The sequence below is a fragment of the Micromonospora sp. NPDC052213 genome, from assembly GCF_040679695.1.
Classification (GTDB): Bacteria; Actinomycetota; Actinomycetes; order Mycobacteriales; family Micromonosporaceae; genus Micromonospora.
In genome coordinates this window covers 29,974-49,438 of the sequence record NZ_JBFAVI010000024.1, presented here as the reverse complement: position 1 = coordinate 49,438, position 19,465 = coordinate 29,974, and the positions used below count along the sequence as shown (strand labels likewise).

At 68.7% G+C, this 19,465-nt stretch carries 15 protein-coding genes; 6 read left to right on the top strand and 9 right to left on the bottom strand.

Annotation, left to right across the window (positions count from 1 at the left end; translation table 11 throughout):
- Positions 1–54 precede the first annotated feature (54 nt).
- Positions 55–4,446 carry a BREX system serine/threonine kinase PglW gene (gene pglW, locus AB0L34_RS09210; protein ID WP_363703294.1) on the top strand — a complete coding sequence of 1,464 codons (4,392 nt, stop codon included), beginning with the start codon at positions 55–57 and terminating at the stop codon, positions 4,444–4,446.
- Here the strand turns inward: pglW and AB0L34_RS09205 are convergent.
- The 5 genes from AB0L34_RS09205 to AB0L34_RS09185 form a co-directional block, all read right to left on the bottom strand.
- Positions 4,396–5,358 carry a hypothetical protein gene (locus AB0L34_RS09205; protein ID WP_363703292.1) on the bottom strand — a complete coding sequence of 321 codons (963 nt, stop codon included), beginning with the start codon at positions 5,356–5,358 and terminating at the stop codon, positions 4,396–4,398. The genes pglW and AB0L34_RS09205 overlap by 51 nt on opposite strands.
- On the bottom strand, positions 5,355–5,882 hold the full coding sequence (locus AB0L34_RS09200) for a hypothetical protein (protein ID WP_363703290.1): 528 nt from the start codon (positions 5,880–5,882) through the stop codon (positions 5,355–5,357). Before AB0L34_RS09200 ends, AB0L34_RS09205 begins: the two co-directional genes overlap by 4 nt.
- A gap of 74 nt (positions 5,883–5,956) precedes the next feature.
- Positions 5,957–7,129 (bottom strand): hypothetical protein, encoded by a 1,173-nt coding sequence (locus tag AB0L34_RS09195; RefSeq protein WP_363703288.1) that lies wholly within the window; start codon positions 7,127–7,129, stop codon positions 5,957–5,959.
- A gap of 7 nt (positions 7,130–7,136) precedes the next feature.
- On the bottom strand, positions 7,137–7,565 hold the full coding sequence (locus tag AB0L34_RS09190) for a hypothetical protein (protein WP_363703286.1): 429 nt from the start codon (positions 7,563–7,565) through the stop codon (positions 7,137–7,139).
- Between the two features lie 290 nt (positions 7,566–7,855).
- On the bottom strand, positions 7,856–8,383 hold the full coding sequence (locus AB0L34_RS09185; protein WP_363703284.1) for a hypothetical protein: 528 nt from the start codon (positions 8,381–8,383) through the stop codon (positions 7,856–7,858).
- Between the two features lie 60 nt (positions 8,384–8,443).
- Between AB0L34_RS09185 and AB0L34_RS09180 the strand changes: the two genes are divergently transcribed.
- Entirely contained in the window at positions 8,444–9,376 is a 933-nt protein-coding gene (locus tag AB0L34_RS09180) for a hypothetical protein (protein WP_363703282.1), read from the top strand.
- A gap of 77 nt (positions 9,377–9,453) precedes the next feature.
- Here the strand turns inward: AB0L34_RS09180 and AB0L34_RS09175 are convergent, their stop codons facing one another.
- A complete protein-coding gene (locus AB0L34_RS09175) occupies positions 9,454–9,804 on the bottom strand; it encodes a hypothetical protein (RefSeq protein ID WP_363703280.1) in 351 nt (116 codons plus the stop codon).
- On the bottom strand, positions 9,801–10,085 hold the full coding sequence (locus AB0L34_RS09170) for a DivIVA domain-containing protein (protein ID WP_363703314.1): 285 nt from the start codon (positions 10,083–10,085) through the stop codon (positions 9,801–9,803). The genes AB0L34_RS09175 and AB0L34_RS09170 overlap by 4 nt, the downstream gene beginning before the upstream one ends.
- A 327-nt stretch (positions 10,086–10,412) precedes the next feature.
- Between AB0L34_RS09170 and AB0L34_RS09165 the strand changes: the two genes are divergently transcribed.
- The 4 genes from AB0L34_RS09165 to AB0L34_RS09150 all read left to right on the top strand — a co-directional run bounded on the left by AB0L34_RS09165 (position 10,413) and on the right by AB0L34_RS09150 (position 16,670).
- On the top strand, positions 10,413–10,652 hold the full coding sequence (locus tag AB0L34_RS09165; protein ID WP_357097455.1) for a winged helix-turn-helix domain-containing protein: 240 nt from the start codon (positions 10,413–10,415) through the stop codon (positions 10,650–10,652).
- Positions 10,653–10,959: 307 nt separating this feature from the next.
- The gene (locus tag AB0L34_RS09160; protein WP_363703278.1) at positions 10,960–11,502 is read left to right on the top strand and encodes a restriction endonuclease; all 543 of its coding nucleotides are present in this window, start codon (positions 10,960–10,962) and stop codon (positions 11,500–11,502) included.
- A gap of 639 nt (positions 11,503–12,141) precedes the next feature.
- Entirely contained in the window at positions 12,142–15,726 is a 3,585-nt protein-coding gene (gene pglX / locus AB0L34_RS09155) for a BREX-2 system adenine-specific DNA-methyltransferase PglX (RefSeq protein ID WP_363703276.1), read from the top strand.
- A complete protein-coding gene (locus AB0L34_RS09150) occupies positions 15,681–16,670 on the top strand; it encodes a hypothetical protein (RefSeq protein ID WP_363703274.1) in 990 nt (329 codons plus the stop codon). Before pglX ends, AB0L34_RS09150 begins: the two co-directional genes overlap by 46 nt.
- A gap of 16 nt (positions 16,671–16,686) precedes the next feature.
- Here the strand turns inward: AB0L34_RS09150 and AB0L34_RS09145 are convergent, their stop codons facing one another.
- Positions 16,687–17,259: a hypothetical protein gene (locus tag AB0L34_RS09145; RefSeq protein ID WP_363703272.1), complete on the bottom strand. Its 573-nt coding sequence runs from the start codon at positions 17,257–17,259 to the stop codon at positions 16,687–16,689.
- Between the two features lie 322 nt (positions 17,260–17,581).
- The gene (locus AB0L34_RS09140; RefSeq protein WP_363703270.1) at positions 17,582–19,462 is read right to left on the bottom strand and encodes a hypothetical protein; all 1,881 of its coding nucleotides are present in this window, start codon (positions 19,460–19,462) and stop codon (positions 17,582–17,584) included.
- Positions 19,463–19,465: the final 3 nt, after the last annotated feature.

Sequence of the window (19,465 nt, the reverse complement as noted above, 5' to 3'; positions counted from 1 at the left end):
CCGCGGCGAACGGGGGTTCCCGCCACCTGCTGACCTGCCCCTAGGATCGTCCGCATGCAGGAGGGCCGGTGGACGACGATCACGCCGTCGCAGTTCACGCACGAGCGGGAGGCGCTGGCGCACGTCCAGGCGCTGTTGCCCGACACCGAGCCCTACCGCGCCTGGTCGAACTTCACCTTCACCGCCCAGACCGGCCACCCCTACGAGGTCGACCTGCTGGTGGCCGGCCCGGGCGGTCTCTACCTGATCGAGATCAAGAGCCTCAACGGCGAGCTCACCTCCAGCGGCTCCAACTGGATCCTGCGCGGCCCCAGCGGCACCCGTACGTTCGACAACCCGCTGCACCTGGCGGACCTCAAGGCCAAGAAGCTCAAGTCCCTGCTCCAGGTGGCGGCGACGCAGCGCAAGGGCACACCCGTCAAGATCCCGTTCGTGCAGGCGGCGGTCTTCCTCTCGAAGCCCGGCCTGATCGTCAAACTCGCCGAGCATCACCTGCACGGCATCCACGGTCCCGAGCCGGCCCCCGGCCACCAGCCCGGCCCGCTGCCCACCGTCGGCACACTGCTCACGCGCCCGCCGCAGGACGAGCGACAGCGGGTCACCAAGGAGACGTCGGCCGCGCTGCCGGAGCTGCTCAAGGCCGTCGGCATCGCCCGCAGCCGCAAGCACTACCAGATCGGGTCGTGGGAGCTGGACACCCGCCCGTTCGACCTGGGCCCGACGTGGCAGGACCATCACGCCCGCCACCGCGAGCTGGAACGCGAGCACCGGCGGATCCGTATCTACCTGGTCGAACGCAACGCCGTGCAGACCGAGCGGGCCAGCATCGAACGCGCCGCGAAACGCGAGATGACCGTCCTGCACGGCATCAACCACCCGGGCATCGTGCGGGTCGACTCGATGGAGTCGCACGAGGCCGGACCGGCACTGATCTTCCGGTACGACCCCCGCTCGATCCGGCTGGACCACTACATGGCCCAGTACGGCGACCGCCTCGACGCGCTGAGCCGGCTCGCCATGATCCGTCAGCTCGCCGAGACCGTGGCGTACGCGCACCGCCGGCGGTTGCACCACCGGGCCCTGTCCGCCCGCAGCGTGCTGGTCAGCCCGGGGCGCCGGCGCCGGGGCGGCAGCGAGGACGAGGCCTGGCTGACCCCGCAACTGCAGCTCAGCGACTGGCAGGCGGCGACCCGGGGCACCGACACCGCCGGTGGTAGCAGCGGCGACCCGGTGACCCACTCCTCGCACGCCGCCTCACACATCGAGCGTTCCGCCGAGGCGTATCTCGCACCCGAGTTGACCGCCCCGAACCCCGACGCGGTCGCGATGGACGTCTTCGGGCTGGGTGCCCTCGCGTACCTGATCCTGACCGGCGAACCGCCGGCGGCGAAGCGCCCCGAGCTGCTCTCCCGGCTGGCCCGCGACAACGGGCTGCGGGCCACTGCCGTGGCCGACGGGATCAGCCTCTTCGCCGACGAGCTGATCCAGGCGGCCACCGCCCCGGTGCCGACCCAGCGGCTCACCACCGTCGCCGAGTTCGTCGAGATGCTGCAGGTGGTCGAGGACGAGCTGACCGCCCCGCCGCCCGCCTCGGTGCATCCCGAGGAGCCGGAGCCCGAGCAGGTCGACCCGCTGGAGGCGCGCGGCGGCGACCGGGTCGGCGAATGGACGATCAAGAAGAGCCTGGGCACCGGCTCGACGTGCCGGGCGTTCCTCGCGCACAACGACCGCACCGGCAAGGACGAGGTGCTCAAGGTCGGCCTCTCCGACGAGAAGGGCGCCCGGCTGGCCCACGAGGCCCGGGTGCTCGGCCCGCTCACCGACTCCCGGGTGATCCGACTGGCCCGGCCCGAGCCGCTGCAGCTCGGCAACCGCACCGTCGTGGTGCTGGAGCACGCCGGCGAGCTGACCCTGGCCCGCAAGCTGCGCGACGACGGCCGGCTCACGGTCGACGAGCTGGAGACCTACAGCGACTACCTCTTCGGTGCCCTCGACTACCTGGAGGGCGAGGGCGTCTACCACCGTGACATCAAGCCCGACAACATCGCCATCCGGATCCGCCCCAACCGCACCCGGCAGCTGGTGCTCTTCGACTTCTCCCTGGCCGGCGTCTCGGTCAAGGAGATCGCCGCCGGCACCCCCCGCTACCTGGACCCGTTTCTGGGCGCCGCCAACCGCACGGTCTACGACAAGCACGCCGAGTGGTACGCCCTCGCGGTCACCCTGCACGAGATGGCCTCCGGGGAGCTGCCGGTCTGGGGCGACGGCGGCACGGAGCCGCAGCTCACCGAGGGACCGCCGGTGCTGGCCGTGGAGGCGTTCGACCCGGCGATCCGCGACGATCTGGTCGACTTCTTCCATCAGGCTCTGCACCGCAACCACCGCGAGCGGTTCGCCTCGCTCAAGGACATGCGCGACGCCTGGCACCAGGTGTTCCGCCGCTCCGACGCGAGCGCCCCCGTCGGCACCGACCACCCGGAGATCGAGGCCGACGAGCCGGACGAGAAGGCCGCCGAGGCGGCCCGCGACGAGGCCGCGACCAAGGCGACCCGGGCCACCGCGCTGGAGGCCGCCGGCCTCACCCCACGCGCCGTCTCCGCAGCCCACCGGCTGGAGGCCACCACCGTCGGCGAGCTGCTCACCGTGGCGAACAGGCTCGCCACCCTCCCCGGCCTCGGCGCGCGGACCCGCAAGGAGCTCCAGCGCCGGGTCAAGGAGTGGCGAAACCGGCTGGGGGAGCGGGAGACCATCCCCACCACCCCCGCCGCCCGCAGGGCGGCCAGCGCCGAGGTGGCCACCGAGACCGCCGACAGCCACGGCGACGCCGATTTGGTACGCGTCGGCCTGGACGCGATCGTCACGCTGCTGCTACCGGCGAAGAACGGCCGCAACGGCACCGAGATCGAGGGCACCCGACTGCTGCTGCACCTGCCCGACGAGTCCGGCGCGCTGCCGGCGCTGCCGCCCTGGCCGCAGCAGCCGCAGGTCGCCGCCGCGCTGGGCGTCACCTCCGGCCGGGTCGCGCAGATCCTCGGCAAGCAGCGCAAACGCTGGCACGACATTCCCGTTGTCGGCAGCGTGCGTACGCAGATCATCGAGCTGCTGCGCGGCGGCGGCCGGGTGATGGGGGTCGGCGAGCTGGCCACGGCGCTGCTCGGCAGCCGTGGCTCGGTGCGCACCGGCGATGCGCTGCGCCGGGCGGTGGCGCTCGCCGCGGTGCGGGCCGCCGTGGAGGTCGACGCCCTCGCCGACGAGCCGCGCCTGCTGCTGCGCCGGCATGGCGAGCGGCTGCTGGTGGCCCTCGAGGCGGGCGAGGACGACGCCCCGGACACCCCGGCCGCGCCGGCCCTGCTCGACTACGCCGACGCGCTCGGCAAGGCCGCCGACAGGCTCGCCGCCAGCGAGGTGCTCCCGAGCCCGGCGACCGTGCTGCGTACCCTCGCGGCGGTGACCGCGCCCGGCGGGGCGGCCGACGCGATCGACGATCGGCGTCGGGTGCTGCTCGCCGCCGTGGCCTCGGAGCGGGCCGCCGCGACCGCGCGGCTGGAGCTTTACCCGCGCGACCTCGACCCGGTCCGGGCGCTGCGGCTGGCCCAGGCGGGCGTGGTGCCCCCGGCGACCGGGCCCGACGCGCGGCGCGGGCTCACCCCGACGCAGGTCGCCGACCGGGTGGCCGCGCGGTTCCCGGAGCTGGATCCGCTGCCGCCGCACCCCAAACTGGACCGGCTGCTCGCCGAAGCCGGCTTCGAGCTGCGCTGGGACCGCGACCGGTACGTCCCGCCGCCGCCTCGCAACGCCTCGTCCTCGATGTCGATCGTGCAGCGCCGCCCGTCGGCGACGGCCGCGCCGAGCCGGTGGACGGCCGAGTCGCCGGAGCTGGCGGCGGCGATGCGGGCAGAGGAGCGGCTGACGGGGGCCAGGTCCGCCGGCGGCTTCCGGGCCCTGACGGTACGCCTCAACCGGTACGCCCCGGCCCGGGAGGAACTGGTCCGGCGCTTCGACGCCCGGCCGGTGAATGTGGCGGCCCGCTTCCTGGACCACCTGCACGCCCTGGTCGACGCCCGCCCGAAGCCGACCTGGGAGACCGTGCTCGGCGCGGACGTCGCGGAGCCCGGCTCCCGGGCGGCGATCAAGCTGGGCGAGTACGTGGAACAGGCGTGGCAGCTCGCCGCGCCCGAACTGCGCGCGGAGTTGCGGGCCGGCGAGGGGCCGGTGCTGCTGCACGACGCGGCGGTGTTGGCGCGGTACCGGGCGGTGGACCGGATCTACGAGCTGGTTGACGCGGCGCGTGGCGGGGCGGGCGACGTGTGGCTGCTCTGCCCGATGGAGGACCCTTCGCTGCTGCCCAAGCTGGACGGTGTGGTGGTGCGGGTGGGCGACAACGAGTGGATCGCCCTACCGGACGCCTGGGTCGTCAACGCCCACCGCAGCGCAGTCACCGCCTGAGGCACGGCCGTCCGCCGTAGGCTCGACGCTCCGGGCCACGTCGTTGCCGGGCGCCTGAAAGGTCGTGCCCGTGTAGGCAGGGGCCTCGTGCGCGAGGGCTTCCATGTTCTCCGGCGCGCGGGCGACGGCGAGGGCCGGGGAGCCGTGCAGCCCCCACACGCCGGCCTCGACCCAGCAGAGCTGGCGGTACTTACCCGGCGCCATGGCCTGCGAGCCGAAGTCCCAGCCGACGGCTGACACGGGCTTGCCGCCGAACTGCCGTCGGGCCCGTTCGCGGTAGGCGTCCCTGGTGACTGTCGCGGGATGCAGGAAGGACAGGTCGAACCCGTTCTCGGCGAGCCCGAACGCGGCCAGGCCGAAGAGCATGGTGCACTCGATCCCGCTGTCGGCGCAGTAGTCCGCGATGCGGGCCGCACCGTGCAACGCGCCGGCGTACGACAGCACGTACAGGCGGCGGACCGGGTGGAACCGCCGGTATTCCCGCAGCGCCGCCACGATCGTCGCGCCGGAGGCGACCGTGTCGCCGATCAGCAGCGTCGAGCCGCCGGCGTCGAAACGCGCGTAGGACACCTCGACTGTGGCGTCGTCCGGGGCCACGGCCACCCTGCTCGTGGAGACCAGGTTCGCCGGCAGGTTCCGGCCGGCCTCCAGGGCGACCGCCTCCGCGAGTTGGTAGACCAGGCCCTTGCTCAGGATGACCAGCTCGGCGATGTCGGTGCCGTCGATTTCGTCCCGGATGTGCCGGACGAACTCCCGGCTGCCGGCGAGGCAGGCCCGCCGGAACGGCAGGTCCGTCAGGTTGCGGTCGAACAGCAGCGCTTCCAGGTGCCGGTTGTGCACCAGGTGGAGACCGGTCACACCGGTCCTGGCGCCGATCGGCTCGACGGCGCTGGACCCCGTGTCCTCGATCATGCCGTCGTGCTGGGCACTCGCGACCCGCAGGCCCTGATCCTTCGTAGCGCGTCGAGCATCGGCCTGTCGATGTCGAGCACGTTGTTCTCGTATTCGTCGAGCGCGGCGGACAACCAGGCAGGGCGAGGTTGGGCCGCCTTGGGGCGCTCGGCCAGCGACACGAGGGCACGACCGGCGGTGGCGAAGTCGTCGACCACCTCGGTGGCGAGCGCCGCCACGTGCGGGTGCACGTAGTCGGTCACCCGCACACCGCGATACTCCAGGACGTCGCTGCGGTACTGCGAATTGCGGGGAGCGACCACGACCACCGGCGTTCCCAACGTGACCGCCGCCGCCATCTCCACCCCGATGCCGATGCCGCGGCGTACCCGTGCGTCGACGACGACCGCCGTCGCCACCATCACCTGGTACATGTCCCGGCCGAACTGGCCCAGCGTGTTGCCCGCGTCCGGTATCGGGTCGTCGGGGTTGAGGAAGACGACGTCGCAGGGAGCAGCGCCGCCCGCGACCTCCTCCCGCTCCACATCCGTCCAGCAGAGACGTTGCTGGTCGCCAGCCCCTTTAATGATCGATCCGGAACAGTAAACGGAAATCACCATCATCGTGCCCTTCGGTCGGGATCCGTCTGGTTCAACGTGACATCGAGCTTGCTGGCGACGACGGACACCACGGTGTGTGCCTGCTGCACGGTCGCCGCGTTCTGGAACTTGATGCGCTTCCGCCCTCGGATAACCGCCTCGCGGAGCCGCGCCCGGAGCACCGGGTGTTGCGTGGCGGTGGCGACGGCGCCGAACTCGGCGGTGGAGCGCAGGGAGAGCAGGTCGCGCCAGCGGGCGCCGCGGTGGACGAATTCGTGGATGCCGAGCCAACGAAGGCCGAGGTCGAACGAGCGGGCGGAGAGCACCCGGTCCGCGAGGGGCGCCTGCATCTGCCGTACCCCGCAGGAGAAGTCGCCGAAGTCGAAGTCGGCGACGATGGCGGCGTCGAGGTCGCGGAGGTAGCTGGCGAGGTATTCGCGGGACAGGAACATGTCGACCCTGGCCCGTTCCTCGGCCTCCAGCGTCACCGGGACGGTCGCGCGGACGAACCGGCTGATGAACGCCTGCCCGTCGAGCCGTTCCGGCACCTCCCGCAGGTGCGTTTCGACGTCACCCAGCCGGACCGGCCAGCGGCGGGCGATGCCGGCGAGGGTTCCGGCCAACTGACCGTCCGGCTCCAGCGCGGCGCGCCAGCTCTCGCCGATGTCGGTGGCGGTGTTCTGCGCGTAGCGGGGTCGCCACACGAGGCCGTCGGTGAGGCTGCGGTGCGGGGTCAGCTCGTAGGGGTTGCGGACGTCGCTGCGGTATTCGACGGCCTTGTGTTCCACGTACGAGTCGAGGTCGGCGATGTGCGACGAGTAGTGGACCGTGCCGCGAACCACGAGCGACCTGATCCGGGTCAGGAAGACCGACAGGCTCGGTACCTCGAACAGGTACGACGCCGGAAGGATCAGGTGCTCGTCGGTGGCGAGCACGGCCAGCCGCGTCGCGTGCAGCGCCTGCGACAGATCCGTTTCGGTGAAACTGGCCGTCGGCGGGCGGCCGTAGCAGGACCGGATCTCCGGATTCAGATACTGCACGAAGATCGGCCGCGCGCGATCGTAGGTCAGCGGCGTGGCGAAGCGTTCCTCCGGATAGAGGCTGAGCTGTTGCCCCGCCACATGCAGGTGCAGGTCCCGGCCTGCGACATAGCCGTCACGCCGCGCGCTGACGTCCTGCTGGGGCACGGTCACGCGTCGCTCATGGTGTTCGATCGCGGCGATCCACGGTGAGATCATGGCCTGCGGTGTACGCGTCCCGGCCGGCGGTCACGTTCTGCTGCACCGTGGCGGACTGGTCGACGGGGCCGCCGGCCGCCCGGACCGCCGCGAGCAGGTCCCGTACCGCGACGGCGAAGCCCGGGTCCTCGTCGAGCCGGGCCTGCAACCGACCCTCCCACCGGGCCGCCTCCAGAACGGACGCCTCATCCCTGCGCTCCGGTGGAGCAGCGACCAGCCGTTCGCGCGAATCCTCCAGGACCCGGTCCGCGCGGGCCACCGAATCCGTCTCGTCGCGACCGAGAATGCGTGCCGCGTGGGCTTTCACGTCGAGCCACACGTCCGAGACCATGGCCTGAATGAGAGCCGCGCTCGCTGCGGCGGCCAGGCCTGCTGCCGACAGGTCGTCCATGGATCACCGCATCTGTTGTGATTGCGCACGCCGGGGGAGCGGTCACGGCCCAGTATGCCAACGCCAAAATGCCTGTCAAGGACGGTTCGCTCTTCCCGATATTGATCACGCTGACGATGAATCGACGTTTGCGGGGAATCGTCTATTGCTTGTGCACCGGTCGGTGTGGAAGCTGATCGTGGGCGCGCCTCGCGTGTGTCGATATCACGACAGTCCGCTCCGGGCGGTGCGACCAGCCGTCCCCGCTTCGCACGGTTATTCGTCGCCGGCGGCCGAGTGGTGGGAGCGGGCTACCCGAACAGCGACAGCAGCGCGGCCTGCTCTGGTGTGAGGCGTATCGGGGCGTTCGCCCCGGCGGTGGGGAAGACCTGGGCGACGTCGAGGTCGCCTCTGCGAATGCTCGTCGCGGTTTCGATCTTCACGCGCCTGGCCGTCAGGGTTTCGAGCAGGCGTCGGGCATCCAGAAGGTACGCAGCGGAGATCCGCCATCGGTGGTGCCGCACGGCGCCCGGGGGCCGGGCTGGCCCGCTGAGGACCAGGTAAAAGTCGCAGGTGTGCGGGCTGATGTCGATGCCGGCGAAGGCGTCGCCGTAGGTCTTGACGTTCACGGTCCGGCCGGCGAGCGGACCGGATCGGAAGATGCCGTCGTAGCCGGCCTGTGTCGCCGTACCGACCAGTTCGATGTCGAAGACCTGTGCGGCGATGAACTCGCCGATGTCACCCGGCCGCGCCGATCGCCCGGTGAGCGCCGCGATCTGGGCGTCCAGTGCGTCGCGAGCCCGCAGCAAGGCGGCCAGTTGGCGCAAGGTCCCGGTCACGAGGTTGATTCTTCGCGTTGCGCGCTGGCCTGACCAGTCACGCGTCGCTAACTTCTCGTCATGACGACCTCCGCACGGCAGCGCGTCGCGGCAAGCGACACTCTCGCCACAGCCAGGCGCGTCGAGAGGCTGCGCCAGTACATGAGCGCGCAGGTGCTCGGCTCGTCGGGTGAGTGCGTCTGCCGGAAGCTGGGCAGTTGTCGGCGGAGCGTCCTGTTCGACGGACGCGGGGCACCACGGCCCGAGGTGTCCTTCGCCGCCGGGCAGCTCTCGCACGTCGGCCGTCACTACGACCTCACGTTGGGCGGAGTGCCGTGCCGCATCTTGGTCGTCGCCATGGACACGGTGCGACCGAGAGAGCACGTGACTCTTGAACAGCGCCACGCCGAGGTCATGGAGTCCGCCGAGCTGCCGTTCAACCGCCGGAATCCGCACATGAAGGGCACTGCCAGTGCGCTCCGGCTCGCCGTGGGGCGGGAGCCGGGCAGCGACCGCGGAGGCGAGCAACTTTACCTGAGCGGGGTACGGCAACCCGTGCATCTCTTCGACGCGTACGCCATGGCGAACCTGCGACTCTGCTCGGCCACGGCCGACGGACAGAGGTCGTTGAGCAACGCGACCATGAGCCGCAACTGTCTCCCGCACCTGGCAGCGACGATCCAGATCCTGGAGCCGACGCTGTGCATCGTGCAGGGCGTCCAGGTTGGCAAGGTGCTCACTGAGCTGATGAGTCGGCGTCGGAACCTTGCCCCACGCCTCGAACGGGTGCGAATCGCGGGCGTCGACACCCTCGTCGCGGCGTTCACCAACCCCTCCGCGCGGGGCAGCTACCGGTGGGGAGGGCTCAACGGCGTTCCCTACCTGTACGAGACCGTGGCGCCGGCGCTCCGGGTCGCGCACCAGTTGGTGGTTGGTGCGTCCGCACCGGCCGGCAACGCCACCGTTCACCCGCAGCGGCGGCCGGCCACCCCCGATCGTCAGCCGCCGAGGTAGCGGCCCTACCGGTGTGGGTCGCCTCGAGGTGGACGGCACCTGCTGGCACTACCGTGCCACCCATTGCGCCGATGGCGTCACCCGGCTTCGGCCCCAGCACGCAGCCCTGAGCGGGCGCGGGTCGCGGCGCTGTCCTGATCACGCCGCCGAGCAGGGGACGAGGCCCGGCGGGAGCGTGGGGTGCGGCGGGCCGTGGGGTCGGGAGGGCGGGCCGGGTGGAGGCCGGCGAGTTGGACGTAGATCTCGCGCTTGGCGGTCGCGTTGCCGCGACGGTCGAGGACGTAGCCGGTCAGCCAGATCCAGCCGGCGTACGTCGGCTGGTCGGAGACCGAGACGACGCGGAAGGTCAGGGCGCGGTCCCCGGCGAACTGCACGGAGGCCCGGCCGTCGACGACGAGCAGATCGCCGGGGGATGGGAGCGCGGTCACCAGTGACCGGAGTTGTGCTGGTACTCCTGCGGTGCCCGGCACTCCCGCGCGTGCATGGTCTGCCAGTCGCGCAGCGCCCGCTTGACCCGGTCGTTCTCCTGGCTGAGCAGCCGTACCGCCTCGTTGAGCATGGCCAGTTCGTCGGCCACCCGGGCCTGGAACTCGCGTACCTCCACCGGGTCGACGCCGCGCCGCCGCGCGGCGAACTCGCGGGTCCGCACCTCGTGCGGCGTCAACCGGCCCGGATAACCGGCCGGGTAGGCCTGGCCGCCTCGATACATCTGAGCCACGACGATCCTCTCTGCGGGCAGGCGGGAGCGCGCAGGCTCCGCGCGGTGGGTCTGGAAGGGCGGGTCGTCCGCGTGGGGCCGCGGACGACCCGCCCGCTCGGCCGCCGCAGCTCGATTCAGCGGTACGACAGCAGAGCAGCCCGGCGGGTCGGGACGGGCACGGGCACCCGCCCCGACCAGGGGGATGCCTCTACGCCTTGTTGCCACGCAAGGGGAGAGGCGGTCATCAACTTAGCTGTCCCAGTCACCCGAGTCAAACGATGAGTTGTTGCCAGGTGTCGTTGCGTGATCGAATTGGCGTGCCACGCAGGGGGAGTCATGCCAATCACCGCCGACTACATCCGCATCGCCGACGAGATCGTCGCCGATATCAGAGCGAAGAAGCTCAAGCCGGGCGACAAGCTGCCCTCAATCACGCAGCTCGCCGCGACACACAAGGTCAGCCCGTCCACCGTCAAGCAGGTCTACGTGCGGCTCGAAGCGCTGCGGGTGATCTGGCGGCACCAGGGCAAAGGCGTCTTCGTGAACGATCCCAAGCTCTGGATGCGGGAGCCGTAGGTAGCGGGACAGGCCGACTCGGCACTCGACCGAACCGGTTGTCTTCGTAGTGACGGGTAGCTGACAGTGTCGATGGCATTGCGGCCTGTCTGTCACATCGGGGCGGGAAACTGAGTGCTCGTCCCCTCGGAGGTGCCGCATGCCGTACGTGAAGTCTCACGTCCGCCGGAACGGGTCCAGGGTCCGGGCGCACTATCGCAGGCGGCGTCGGGCCGGTGGCGGGTCCGAGCGGCGCGGCCGTCCGCAGAGCGGGTCGGTCAACGGTTGGGGCGTCGGTCTCGGAGGGCTGGCCGTCCTTGCCCTGGTCGTGCTGGTCGTCGAATTCGTCCAGCAGCACCCGTACTGGTCGATCTTCCTCGTGTTCGTGGCCGCCGCGACCACCACCGCCCTGCTGGTGCTCAGGGTCAGGCAGCGGGCACGCTGGCGGGCTGAGCAGGCCGAGCGCGATCGGGCCATCGCGGTGACCGACGCGATGACCGGCGCCGAGTTCGAGCAGTGGTTCGCGAGGCTGCTGGCGGCGTCAGGGTTCCGGCATGTCCAGGTCCGAGGAGGCTCCGGAGATCGGGGAGCGGACGTCACGGCGGTCGCCCCGGACGGCCGGCGTGTCGTCGTGCAGTGCAAGCGACAGAGCCTGACGAACCGGGTGGGCAGCGCCGCCATCCAGCGGTTCGCCGGCACCTGCCGGGAGGTGCACGGCGGTGAGCTGTGCATGATCGTCACGAACGGGCTCTTCACCGCCGGCGACGGGGTTCGGCTCGCGCGACAACTCGGCATCGTCCTGATCGACCGGGGGGAACTGGAGACCTGGGCTTGGAAGCGGACGCCGCCGCCAGGCCTGACCGGCAACTGACCCAGTGGCCCTGACCGAAGCAGACCTTACTGTTGCCGGCAGACGGCAGTTCTGTGGTGCCGCCTTGCAAAAATGACGACTCCAACAGGCGGCCCGGTGAGGATCCACTTATGACGAGCGGCGACGACCGGTGGGTGGCGAGCCTGCCCTTCTCCTCGGGTACCTCGTTTGCGGGACGGCTCGCCCTGCTCGGCGGGACACTCGTGCTGACCGACGAGGCGGTCACGTTCACCCCAATAGCAGGTTTGGGCCGTGTCCGCGGATCGCGTTGGCGGACATCGAGAGCGTCACCGCCCATGCCGATACGCCACCACGGCTGCGTATCACCACCACGACAGGAAGCCGGGTGGTTTTCATTGTTCTTCCTAGCCGGAACACGACGGTGTGGTCTTCGGACGCCTCGGCACGTGACGAGGCGGTAGACAGGATCAACGCTCGCCTAGCGCGATGACTGAAACACGTGATGGCGTACGTTGCCGCCCGGGTCGTGCATTGCGTGCCGTCCGTCGCCACCAAGGCAAGGGGGTCTTCGTGAACGATCCCAAGCTCTGGACGCGGGAGCCGTAGGTAGCGGGCCGGCGACGGAAACGGACCTTACGGGTAGCCCCGTCCTGTCGATGGGACGGCTAGAGTCGTCGGGTGATCGACCGGAAGCTGCTCTTGTCCGACCTGCAGAAGCAGGTCAAGAACCTGGAAAAGGACCTGCGGGAGCAGGCCGAGTCGGTCGAGGAGGTGCGCCTCAAGCTGCGTGGCGAGTACGACCACGCCTTCAAGGTCGGGCGTACCGCCGCCACCTGGGCGGCCTGGCGGGACGAGCGCGTGACCCAGGTCGCCGTCGCCTGGGTGCTCGGCACCGTCTTCGTACGCTTCTGCGAGGACAACGGTCTGCTGCCCGACCCCTACCTGGCCGGACCGGGGGACCGGTTGGTGCTGGCCGAGGAGGCCGAGGCGCAGTTCTTCCGCGACCAGCCCGACAAGACGCTGCGCGACTGGCTGCACCAGGGCTTCGACGCCATCGCCAGCACCCAGGCCGGCAAGTCACTCTTCGACAAGCGGCACAACCCGCTCTACCAGATCCCGCTGTCCCACGACGAGGCCAAGAGCCTGATCGCCTTCTGGCGTCGACGTGGCGAGACCGGCGGCCTGACGCACGACTTCACCGACCCGGAGTGGGACACCCGCTTCCTCGGCGATCTCTACCAGGATCTCTCCGAGGCGGCCCGCAAGACCTACGCCCTGCTCCAGACGCCGGAGTTCGTCGAGGAGTTCATCCTCGACCTGACCCTCACCCCGGCGATCGACGAGTTCGGCCACGATGTCGTCAGGATGATCGACCCGACCTGCGGCTCGGGCCACTTCGTCCTCGGTGCGTTTGAGCGGCTGCTAAAGGAGTGGGAGCAGTACGCCCCCAACCGCGACCCCCACGAGCGGGTACGCCTCGCCCTCGACGCCGTCCACGGCGTCGACATCAACCCCTTCGCCGTCGCTATCGCCCGTTTCCGTCTCCTTGTCGCCGCCTTGCGTGAGTGCGGCGTCAAGACGCTTGCCGATTCGGCCGGGTACGTCTTCCCAATGCACCTCGCCGTGGGTGACTCGCTGATCAAGCGGCGGCAGGCCATGCTGTTCGGCGACGACCCGATGACCGAGTTTGCCTACGCGACCGAGGACGTGCACGAGCACTCGGGCATCCTCAGCCCCGGCAGTTACCACGTGGTCGTGGGCAACCCGCCCTATATCACCGTTAAGGACAAGGGCCTGAACGAGGCATACCGCGAGATGTACGACGCGTGCGCGGGCAAGTATGCGCTTTCTGTGCCCTTCGCGCAGCGTTTCTTCCAGCTTGCGAAGCCCGGCGATGGCGAGGGCAAAGGCGCTGGGTACGTCGGCCAGATCACTGCCAACTCCTTCATGAAGCGCGAGTTCGGCAAGAAGATGATTGAAAAGCTGTTCGCCGTCGAGGTCAACTTGACCCACGTCATCGACACCTCCGGCGCCTACATCCCTGGACACGGCACCCCAACCGTCATCCTGATTGGCCGCAACACTAACCGCGGCCGAGTGGGCACGATCCGAACGGTAATGGGCATTCGCGGTGAGCCGAGCGCGCCGGATAACCCGAGTGAGGGCCTCGTCTGGCAGGCCATCGTCGGCCAGGTCGACGACCCTGGTTCCGAGAGCCAGTGGGTCAGCGCCGCCGATACTGCCCGTGGAGACCTCGAAACCTTTCCGTGGAGCCTGAGCGGTGGCGGGGCAGCAGGGCTGATGGTGACCCTGGAAGCAGGCGACCGGACAGCGCTCCAGCGCAGGATTAATGGCGCGATCGGGTTTGCGAGTTTCCCCGGCCAAGACGAGGCATTCTTTGCACCACCAGCCTGGTTCCGTCGGGCCGGCACGGACTTGCTGCGCCGTCCGCTGGTCACCGGCGACGTCGTACGTGATTGGGACATCGTTCCTGACGATCATGCGATCGTGCCCTATGGGGTCGATCTCAAGCCTGTGCCATTGGATATCAGGGCAACCTGGGGTAGGCATTTGTGGTCGTTGCGTCGAGTCCTCGGATCTACCACGGGATTCGCTGGACAGACGCGCGCAGACTCGGACGATCCGTGGTGGACGTGGTACCGCTGGGTCCCCGAGAGGTATCGGACACCGCTGTCGATTGTGTTTGCGTTCGTGTCTACGCATACCCATTTCGTGTTGGACCGCGGTGGGAAGGTCTTCAAGCAGTCGGCGCCGGTGATCAAGTTGCCGGACAGGGCGTCGGAGGACGATCACCTGCGGCTGCTCGGGCTGCTCAACAGCTCGACCGCGTGCTTCTGGCTCAAGCAGGTAAGCCATGGCAAGGGCAATGGCGGCGTCAACGAGGGCTACCGAGGCGACGAGTGGGAAGAGTTCTACGAGTTCACCGGTACCAAGCTGCAGGAGTTTCCGCTGCCGTCTGCGTACCCCCTCGAATTGAGCCGGGAGATTGACGGCGCGGCGCAGCGGCTTGCCACGGTGAGCCCGGCGGCGGTCGCGGCATCCGGGGTGCCCACCCGCGACCGGCTGGACGCCGCCAGCTACGAGTGGTATTACCTGCGTGGCGCGATGATCTGCTTGCAGGAGGAGTTGGACTGGCAGGTCTACTCGCTCTACGGGTTGCTGGACGAGGACCTGACCGCCCCGGAGAGCGTCCGGCCGCCGATGCTGCAGCTCGGGCAGCGGGCCTTCGAGATTGTGCTCGCGCGCAAGATGCGCGACGAGGGCCTGGAGACGCAGTGGTTCGCGCGGCACGGGTCGACGCCGATCACCGAGCTGCCGGCGCACTGGTCCCCGGAGTACAAGGCGGTCGTGGAGCGGCGGATCGCGGTCATCGAGGGCAACCGCAACATCGGGCTGATCGAGAGGCCAGAGTGCAAGCGGCGCTGGGCCACCGAGGGCTGGGACGCGATGCAGGCGAAGGCGCTGCGCGACTGGCTGCTCGACCGGTGCGAGGCGCGCGAGCTGTGGTACCACCACGTCGACGGGCTGGAGCAGCCGCGCCCGCTGACCACCGCCCAGCTCGCCGACGAGCTGCGCCGCGACGACGACGTGCTCACCGTCGCCAACCTCTACGCGCCCGGTCAGGATCTCGGCAAGGTGGTCGCCGACCTGGTCGCTGACGAGCACGTGCCGCACCTGGCCGCGCTGCGCTACAAGGACTCCGGGCTGACCAAGCGCGCCGACTGGGAGCACGTGTGGGACCTGCAGCGGCAGGAGGACGCGCTGCCCGACGAGGCGGCGAAGCGGGAGTTCCGCAAGCAGATCCCGGTGCCGCCGAAGTACACCTCGGCGGACTTCCTCAAGGGCAGCTACTGGAAGCACCGGGGCAAGCTCGACGTGCCCAAGGAGCGGTTCGTGTCGTACCCGGGTGCCAGCCGCGACGGTGACCCGTCGCTGCTGGTCGGCTGGGCCGGCTGGGACCATCGCGAGCAGGCCCAGGCCCTGGCCACCCTGATCGTGGCCCGCGAGCAGGAGGACGGCTGGGCCGCCGACCGGCTGCTGCCGCTGGTCGCGGGGTTGCGCGAGATCCTCCCCTGGGTACGCCAGTGGCACGGCGAGTTCGACCCGGAGTGGGGTGCCTCGCCGGCGGACATCTACGACGGCTTCCTCGCCGAGACCACCAACCGCCTGCACCTCACCGACGAGGCGCTCACGTCGTGGCGGCCACCGAAGGCCACCCGCGGCCGCAAAGCCAAGGCATAGGTGGCGGATTCACGTCCGGGGCATTCCTCGGCGACGGTTTTCTACAGGAATCAGATGGGGAGGTTCATGCTGTGGCCACGAGCCAAGCGATCGAGGACCCGGAGGCGCGCTTCTCCGCAGTGCTGGTGAGCGCAGCAAGTCTTCCGGGCGTGCGCATCAGCAGGGATGAATATCTCAAGAGTGCCCTGATGAAGTACTGTTCCGAGGACGAAATTCGCCGAGCAATCGAAGAGACCCCCGCAGCAGCGGGAATCCCTCTCGAAGTCCTCGATAAGGCGGCAGACGATTCCATCCATTACGAGGCTGCCAAGGCCAGCGTTCTCTCTGCCGCTGCTGGGATACCCGGTTTGCTGTTCCTGCCCGCCACTGTGCCCGCCGACTTGGCCCAATACTTCGGCCATATGCTCCGAATCGCACAAAAACTTGCCTACCTCTATAGTTGGCCGGACCTTTTCTCAGCCGACAGCGACGAGCTCGACGACGCGACCAAAGGGATGCTCATCCTCTTCGTGGGCGTGATGTTCGGCACCCAGTCGGCCAACGCTGCCGTGGGGAAAATCTCGGGTGAGATCTCCAAGCAAGTTGTCAAGAAACTACCGCAGAAGGCACTCACCAAGGGCGTTATCTACCCAGTGGTCAAAAAGGTGGCAAGCTACCTTGGCGTTCAGATGACCAAGCAGACTTTCGCACAGACTGTCTCAAAGGCGATCCCCCTCGTCGGGGCTGTCGTGTCGGGCGGGCTTACTCTTGCGACCTTCCTCCCCATGTCCAAGAGGCTGAAGGATCACCTGTCCGGCTCGGAACTGGCGAAGCCGAAGCAGCGAGTCGTAGATGCGGAAGTCGTAGATGTGGATATTGATGAATCCTCTGCTGCCGACGGCGTCGAGCAGGAGCCGGGGCCAGAGTGCACGCCCCTTGAACTAGAGATTCCTCACTCCTCCTAGCCCTCCCGCCCTGAAGTTACATCTCAATTCGGTGTGTCGGTCCCGAGAAGACTGTCTCGAACGGGAACAGCACGGCGATAGGAGTTGATCCGGTCGGGACAGTCCACACTCTGGCCGCCTTGACCGTGTCCCCAGGGTTTGTGGTCGTGTCCTCATTGAGCAGGTTGTTGAGGTTGCTCGTTACCTCGTCGTCGTTGCTTGACGACGCAAACTGCCCCTTGTCGATCACCACATCTGCGAAGTCCATGGACGAGCCCGGCGTCTTGCCGATGTTCGTCAACGTCGCATCGACCCGGCAGAACTCCTTACCAGGCTCAGGGGTGGCAGTGATGTACTGCGGGACGTCGGATTCTCCCTGCCACTTCGGGTTGGCGGCTGCGCGAGGGATCGACCTGATGCCGCAGACCAGTTTCGTCACCGTGATGCGCCAATGGGCAGGCGGAGTGTTGTCGCTGAAGGTCTGGGTGTACTCGAACGCCTGCCCAATCTTTGCACGCTGCAACTGGGGAGTTTCCTCCGCCGACCCACAGAGCTCATCCCGGTTTGGCGGCGTGAACCTAGGGTCGGAGCATGCCTCTTCGAGATCCACGGATGGACTCGTTTCCGGGGCGGTCGAGTCCGGGGCCGGAGAGGACGTACATCCGACCATGACAGCGACGATCGCAAGGCTCATGGTCAGCGGCAACGGTGATCGATGCATACCGTCAACGTATGCATCGTTGCACTTGATCGCATCTTAAGCTGGGCTGTCACAGCAGTGCGCCCACGGCGAGTCCGGGGGACGGTTGGATGGCAGGGCTCTGCCCGGCCATCCAACGCCAAGGCCACCGACCTTACGAGGCTGCCGGCTGACCTGCGTTCACCCTGCTGTCACCCCGTCGATCCGTTGGAAAGCGTCTGCAAGCAGCAACCTATGACGGCGTGTCAGGGCCATGTGTCAAAAGCTCGTCGTGGACGACTGGTGCCGCGTGCCGGGACAAGGTCGCCACCCGCCACCATGTGGCAAGAGTAGGTCGCCGAGGAAGTCGAAGGACGAGCTCGCGGATGCCATTCCCATTCACGATCTCCACTTCGGCGTCGCTGCGGGCGAGTGGCGTAGGGTCCGTCGGGTATCTGTGCACCCAGATTTCCGCGCTGTGCGGCGGGCGGGCACCGACGACTATCTGCTCTGGGCCGTGACCGTGCTGGATGTCCTGGCAATGTTCGACCCACGGCGGCTCGTCCACCTGACCTGGGTTGCTGAAGTTAATGATGTCGATGACGGCCCCAGCTGCGTCCCGTAGGAGCAGGTGAAGATCTAGGTCGCAAGGGAAGTCGTTCCACCGTAATGCGATCACCGTGCCGGGAATGAGTGTTTTGGACGGTGGTGGTGGGAGTGCCTCGCGAACTGCGTCCGTGAAGTGGGTGAGCGCCGAGCCCGGACGGGTGTCGCCGAGGAGCCGTACGCGGGGCTGCAGGCCGGCTGGTATCAGACCGATGGTGCTCGATGGAATGCGGCCATAGCTCGCAAGGAGCACCGAGGCCTGCGGATGGCCAGTGGCATAGTCAGCACACGCGTGGGCGAAGTTCGATGCCTTGCCCTTTCGGTACTGTTTGCACTCGACGACGAGCAGCCCGCTGGAGGCGTGGGTCACGGGTTCGTGCAGGAGGACGAAGTCGGGCTGGATAGCCCTCGTCCGGCCGCGGCCAACTGGATTGGTGAGCGGGGTGCGCCATTCGGCATACAGGTGCAGCCGTTCACCGCTCACGTGCATCGTCGCGAGATGAGTGCCGAGCCGGGAGAAGGCCAACGCCTGGTCGACCACATGTATGTCGGTCCGTTCCCACCCGATAGCGCTCACGATTCGGCTGAAGGTCCACGCTGAGTAGATGGCATGACGCTGTCCCCAGACCGGCAAGTTGAAGATGTCGATCAAGTGGGACTGTCGGATCTGTCGGTCACGCGAGTCCACTGGTCGCCTGTCGAAGTGGACCCGGATGGCGTCGGCCAGCGTCCGTGCCCTGCCGGGGGCCCCGCGATCCAGATCTGCGCGAAGGCGGCTGGCAGCAGCGGCGGCCGTGGTGACCAGATCCCCTATCCACCGGCCTTGGAACCCGAAACTCTGCTCTCGTTCGTCATCCGGGGAGAGCAGAGCCTGATTCGCGAGTTCCATGGCGAGGCCACACACCCGTTCCAGCGCGCGATCGGCTGCCGGCTCACCTACTGACGGAAGCGGCGGCGGACCCACCGGCAGGCGACCACCTGTCGCTGCTTGGAGCCAGCCGATGAGGACGTCGCCAAGTCTGTCGTCGTCCGGCCCTGCGTATTTTTGCAAGTCTGACAAGAGCGAGCCCAGCGCATCGGCGGACCATGTCCGTATGGCGACTCGGGCGGTCGTGAGGGACCACTGACGCACCTGGTCCCGGAAATGCTCAAGCGGTACGACTGTTGAGGTCGCGGCGTTGAAGTCGTACACGATCCGTAGGCTGCGCTGGTCGGCGAGGCGGGCCCTGACCTTGTCGTAGCAGGCGAGCAATTCCACCAGCATCGCGCTGAAGGGCTGGATCGCGGACAGCAGGGCCTCGAGGAGCGCCTGAGCGGACACACCACGGCGTACGAGCTGCTGTAGGAAGCTCCCGTGCGAGGGCAGCCCCAACGTGACCCGCACGTCCTCACGGAGAGCGAGGTCGAAGCTGCTCTCCTTGATCTGGCCCTGCTCGACCAAGGTCCGCCACAGATCGGCGCCGGTCTTCAGCAAACCGTCTTCCGAGTGCACGGGCATCGGCCTCCAGGCGTCCGAGATTCCGCGCATGCC

What these genes read in the sequence shown, in the direction of transcription:
- pglW (WP_363703294.1), top strand. Translation starts at nt 55, where the DNA reads ATGCAGGAGGGCCGGTGGACGACGATCACGCCGTCGCAGTTCACGCAC.
- AB0L34_RS09205 (WP_363703292.1), bottom strand. Translation starts at nt 5,358, where the DNA reads ATGATCGAGGACACGGGGTCCAGCGCCGTCGAGCCGATCGGCGCCAGG.
- AB0L34_RS09190 (WP_363703286.1), bottom strand. Translation starts at nt 7,565, where the DNA reads ATGGACGACCTGTCGGCAGCAGGCCTGGCCGCCGCAGCGAGCGCGGCT.
- AB0L34_RS09180 (WP_363703282.1), top strand. Translation starts at nt 8,444, where the DNA reads ATGACGACCTCCGCACGGCAGCGCGTCGCGGCAAGCGACACTCTCGCC.
- AB0L34_RS09170 (WP_363703314.1), bottom strand. Translation starts at nt 10,085, where the DNA reads ATGTATCGAGGCGGCCAGGCCTACCCGGCCGGTTATCCGGGCCGGTTG.
- AB0L34_RS09165 (WP_357097455.1), top strand. Translation starts at nt 10,413, where the DNA reads ATGCCAATCACCGCCGACTACATCCGCATCGCCGACGAGATCGTCGCC.
- AB0L34_RS09140 (WP_363703270.1), bottom strand. Translation starts at nt 19,462, where the DNA reads ATGCGCGGAATCTCGGACGCCTGGAGGCCGATGCCCGTGCACTCGGAA.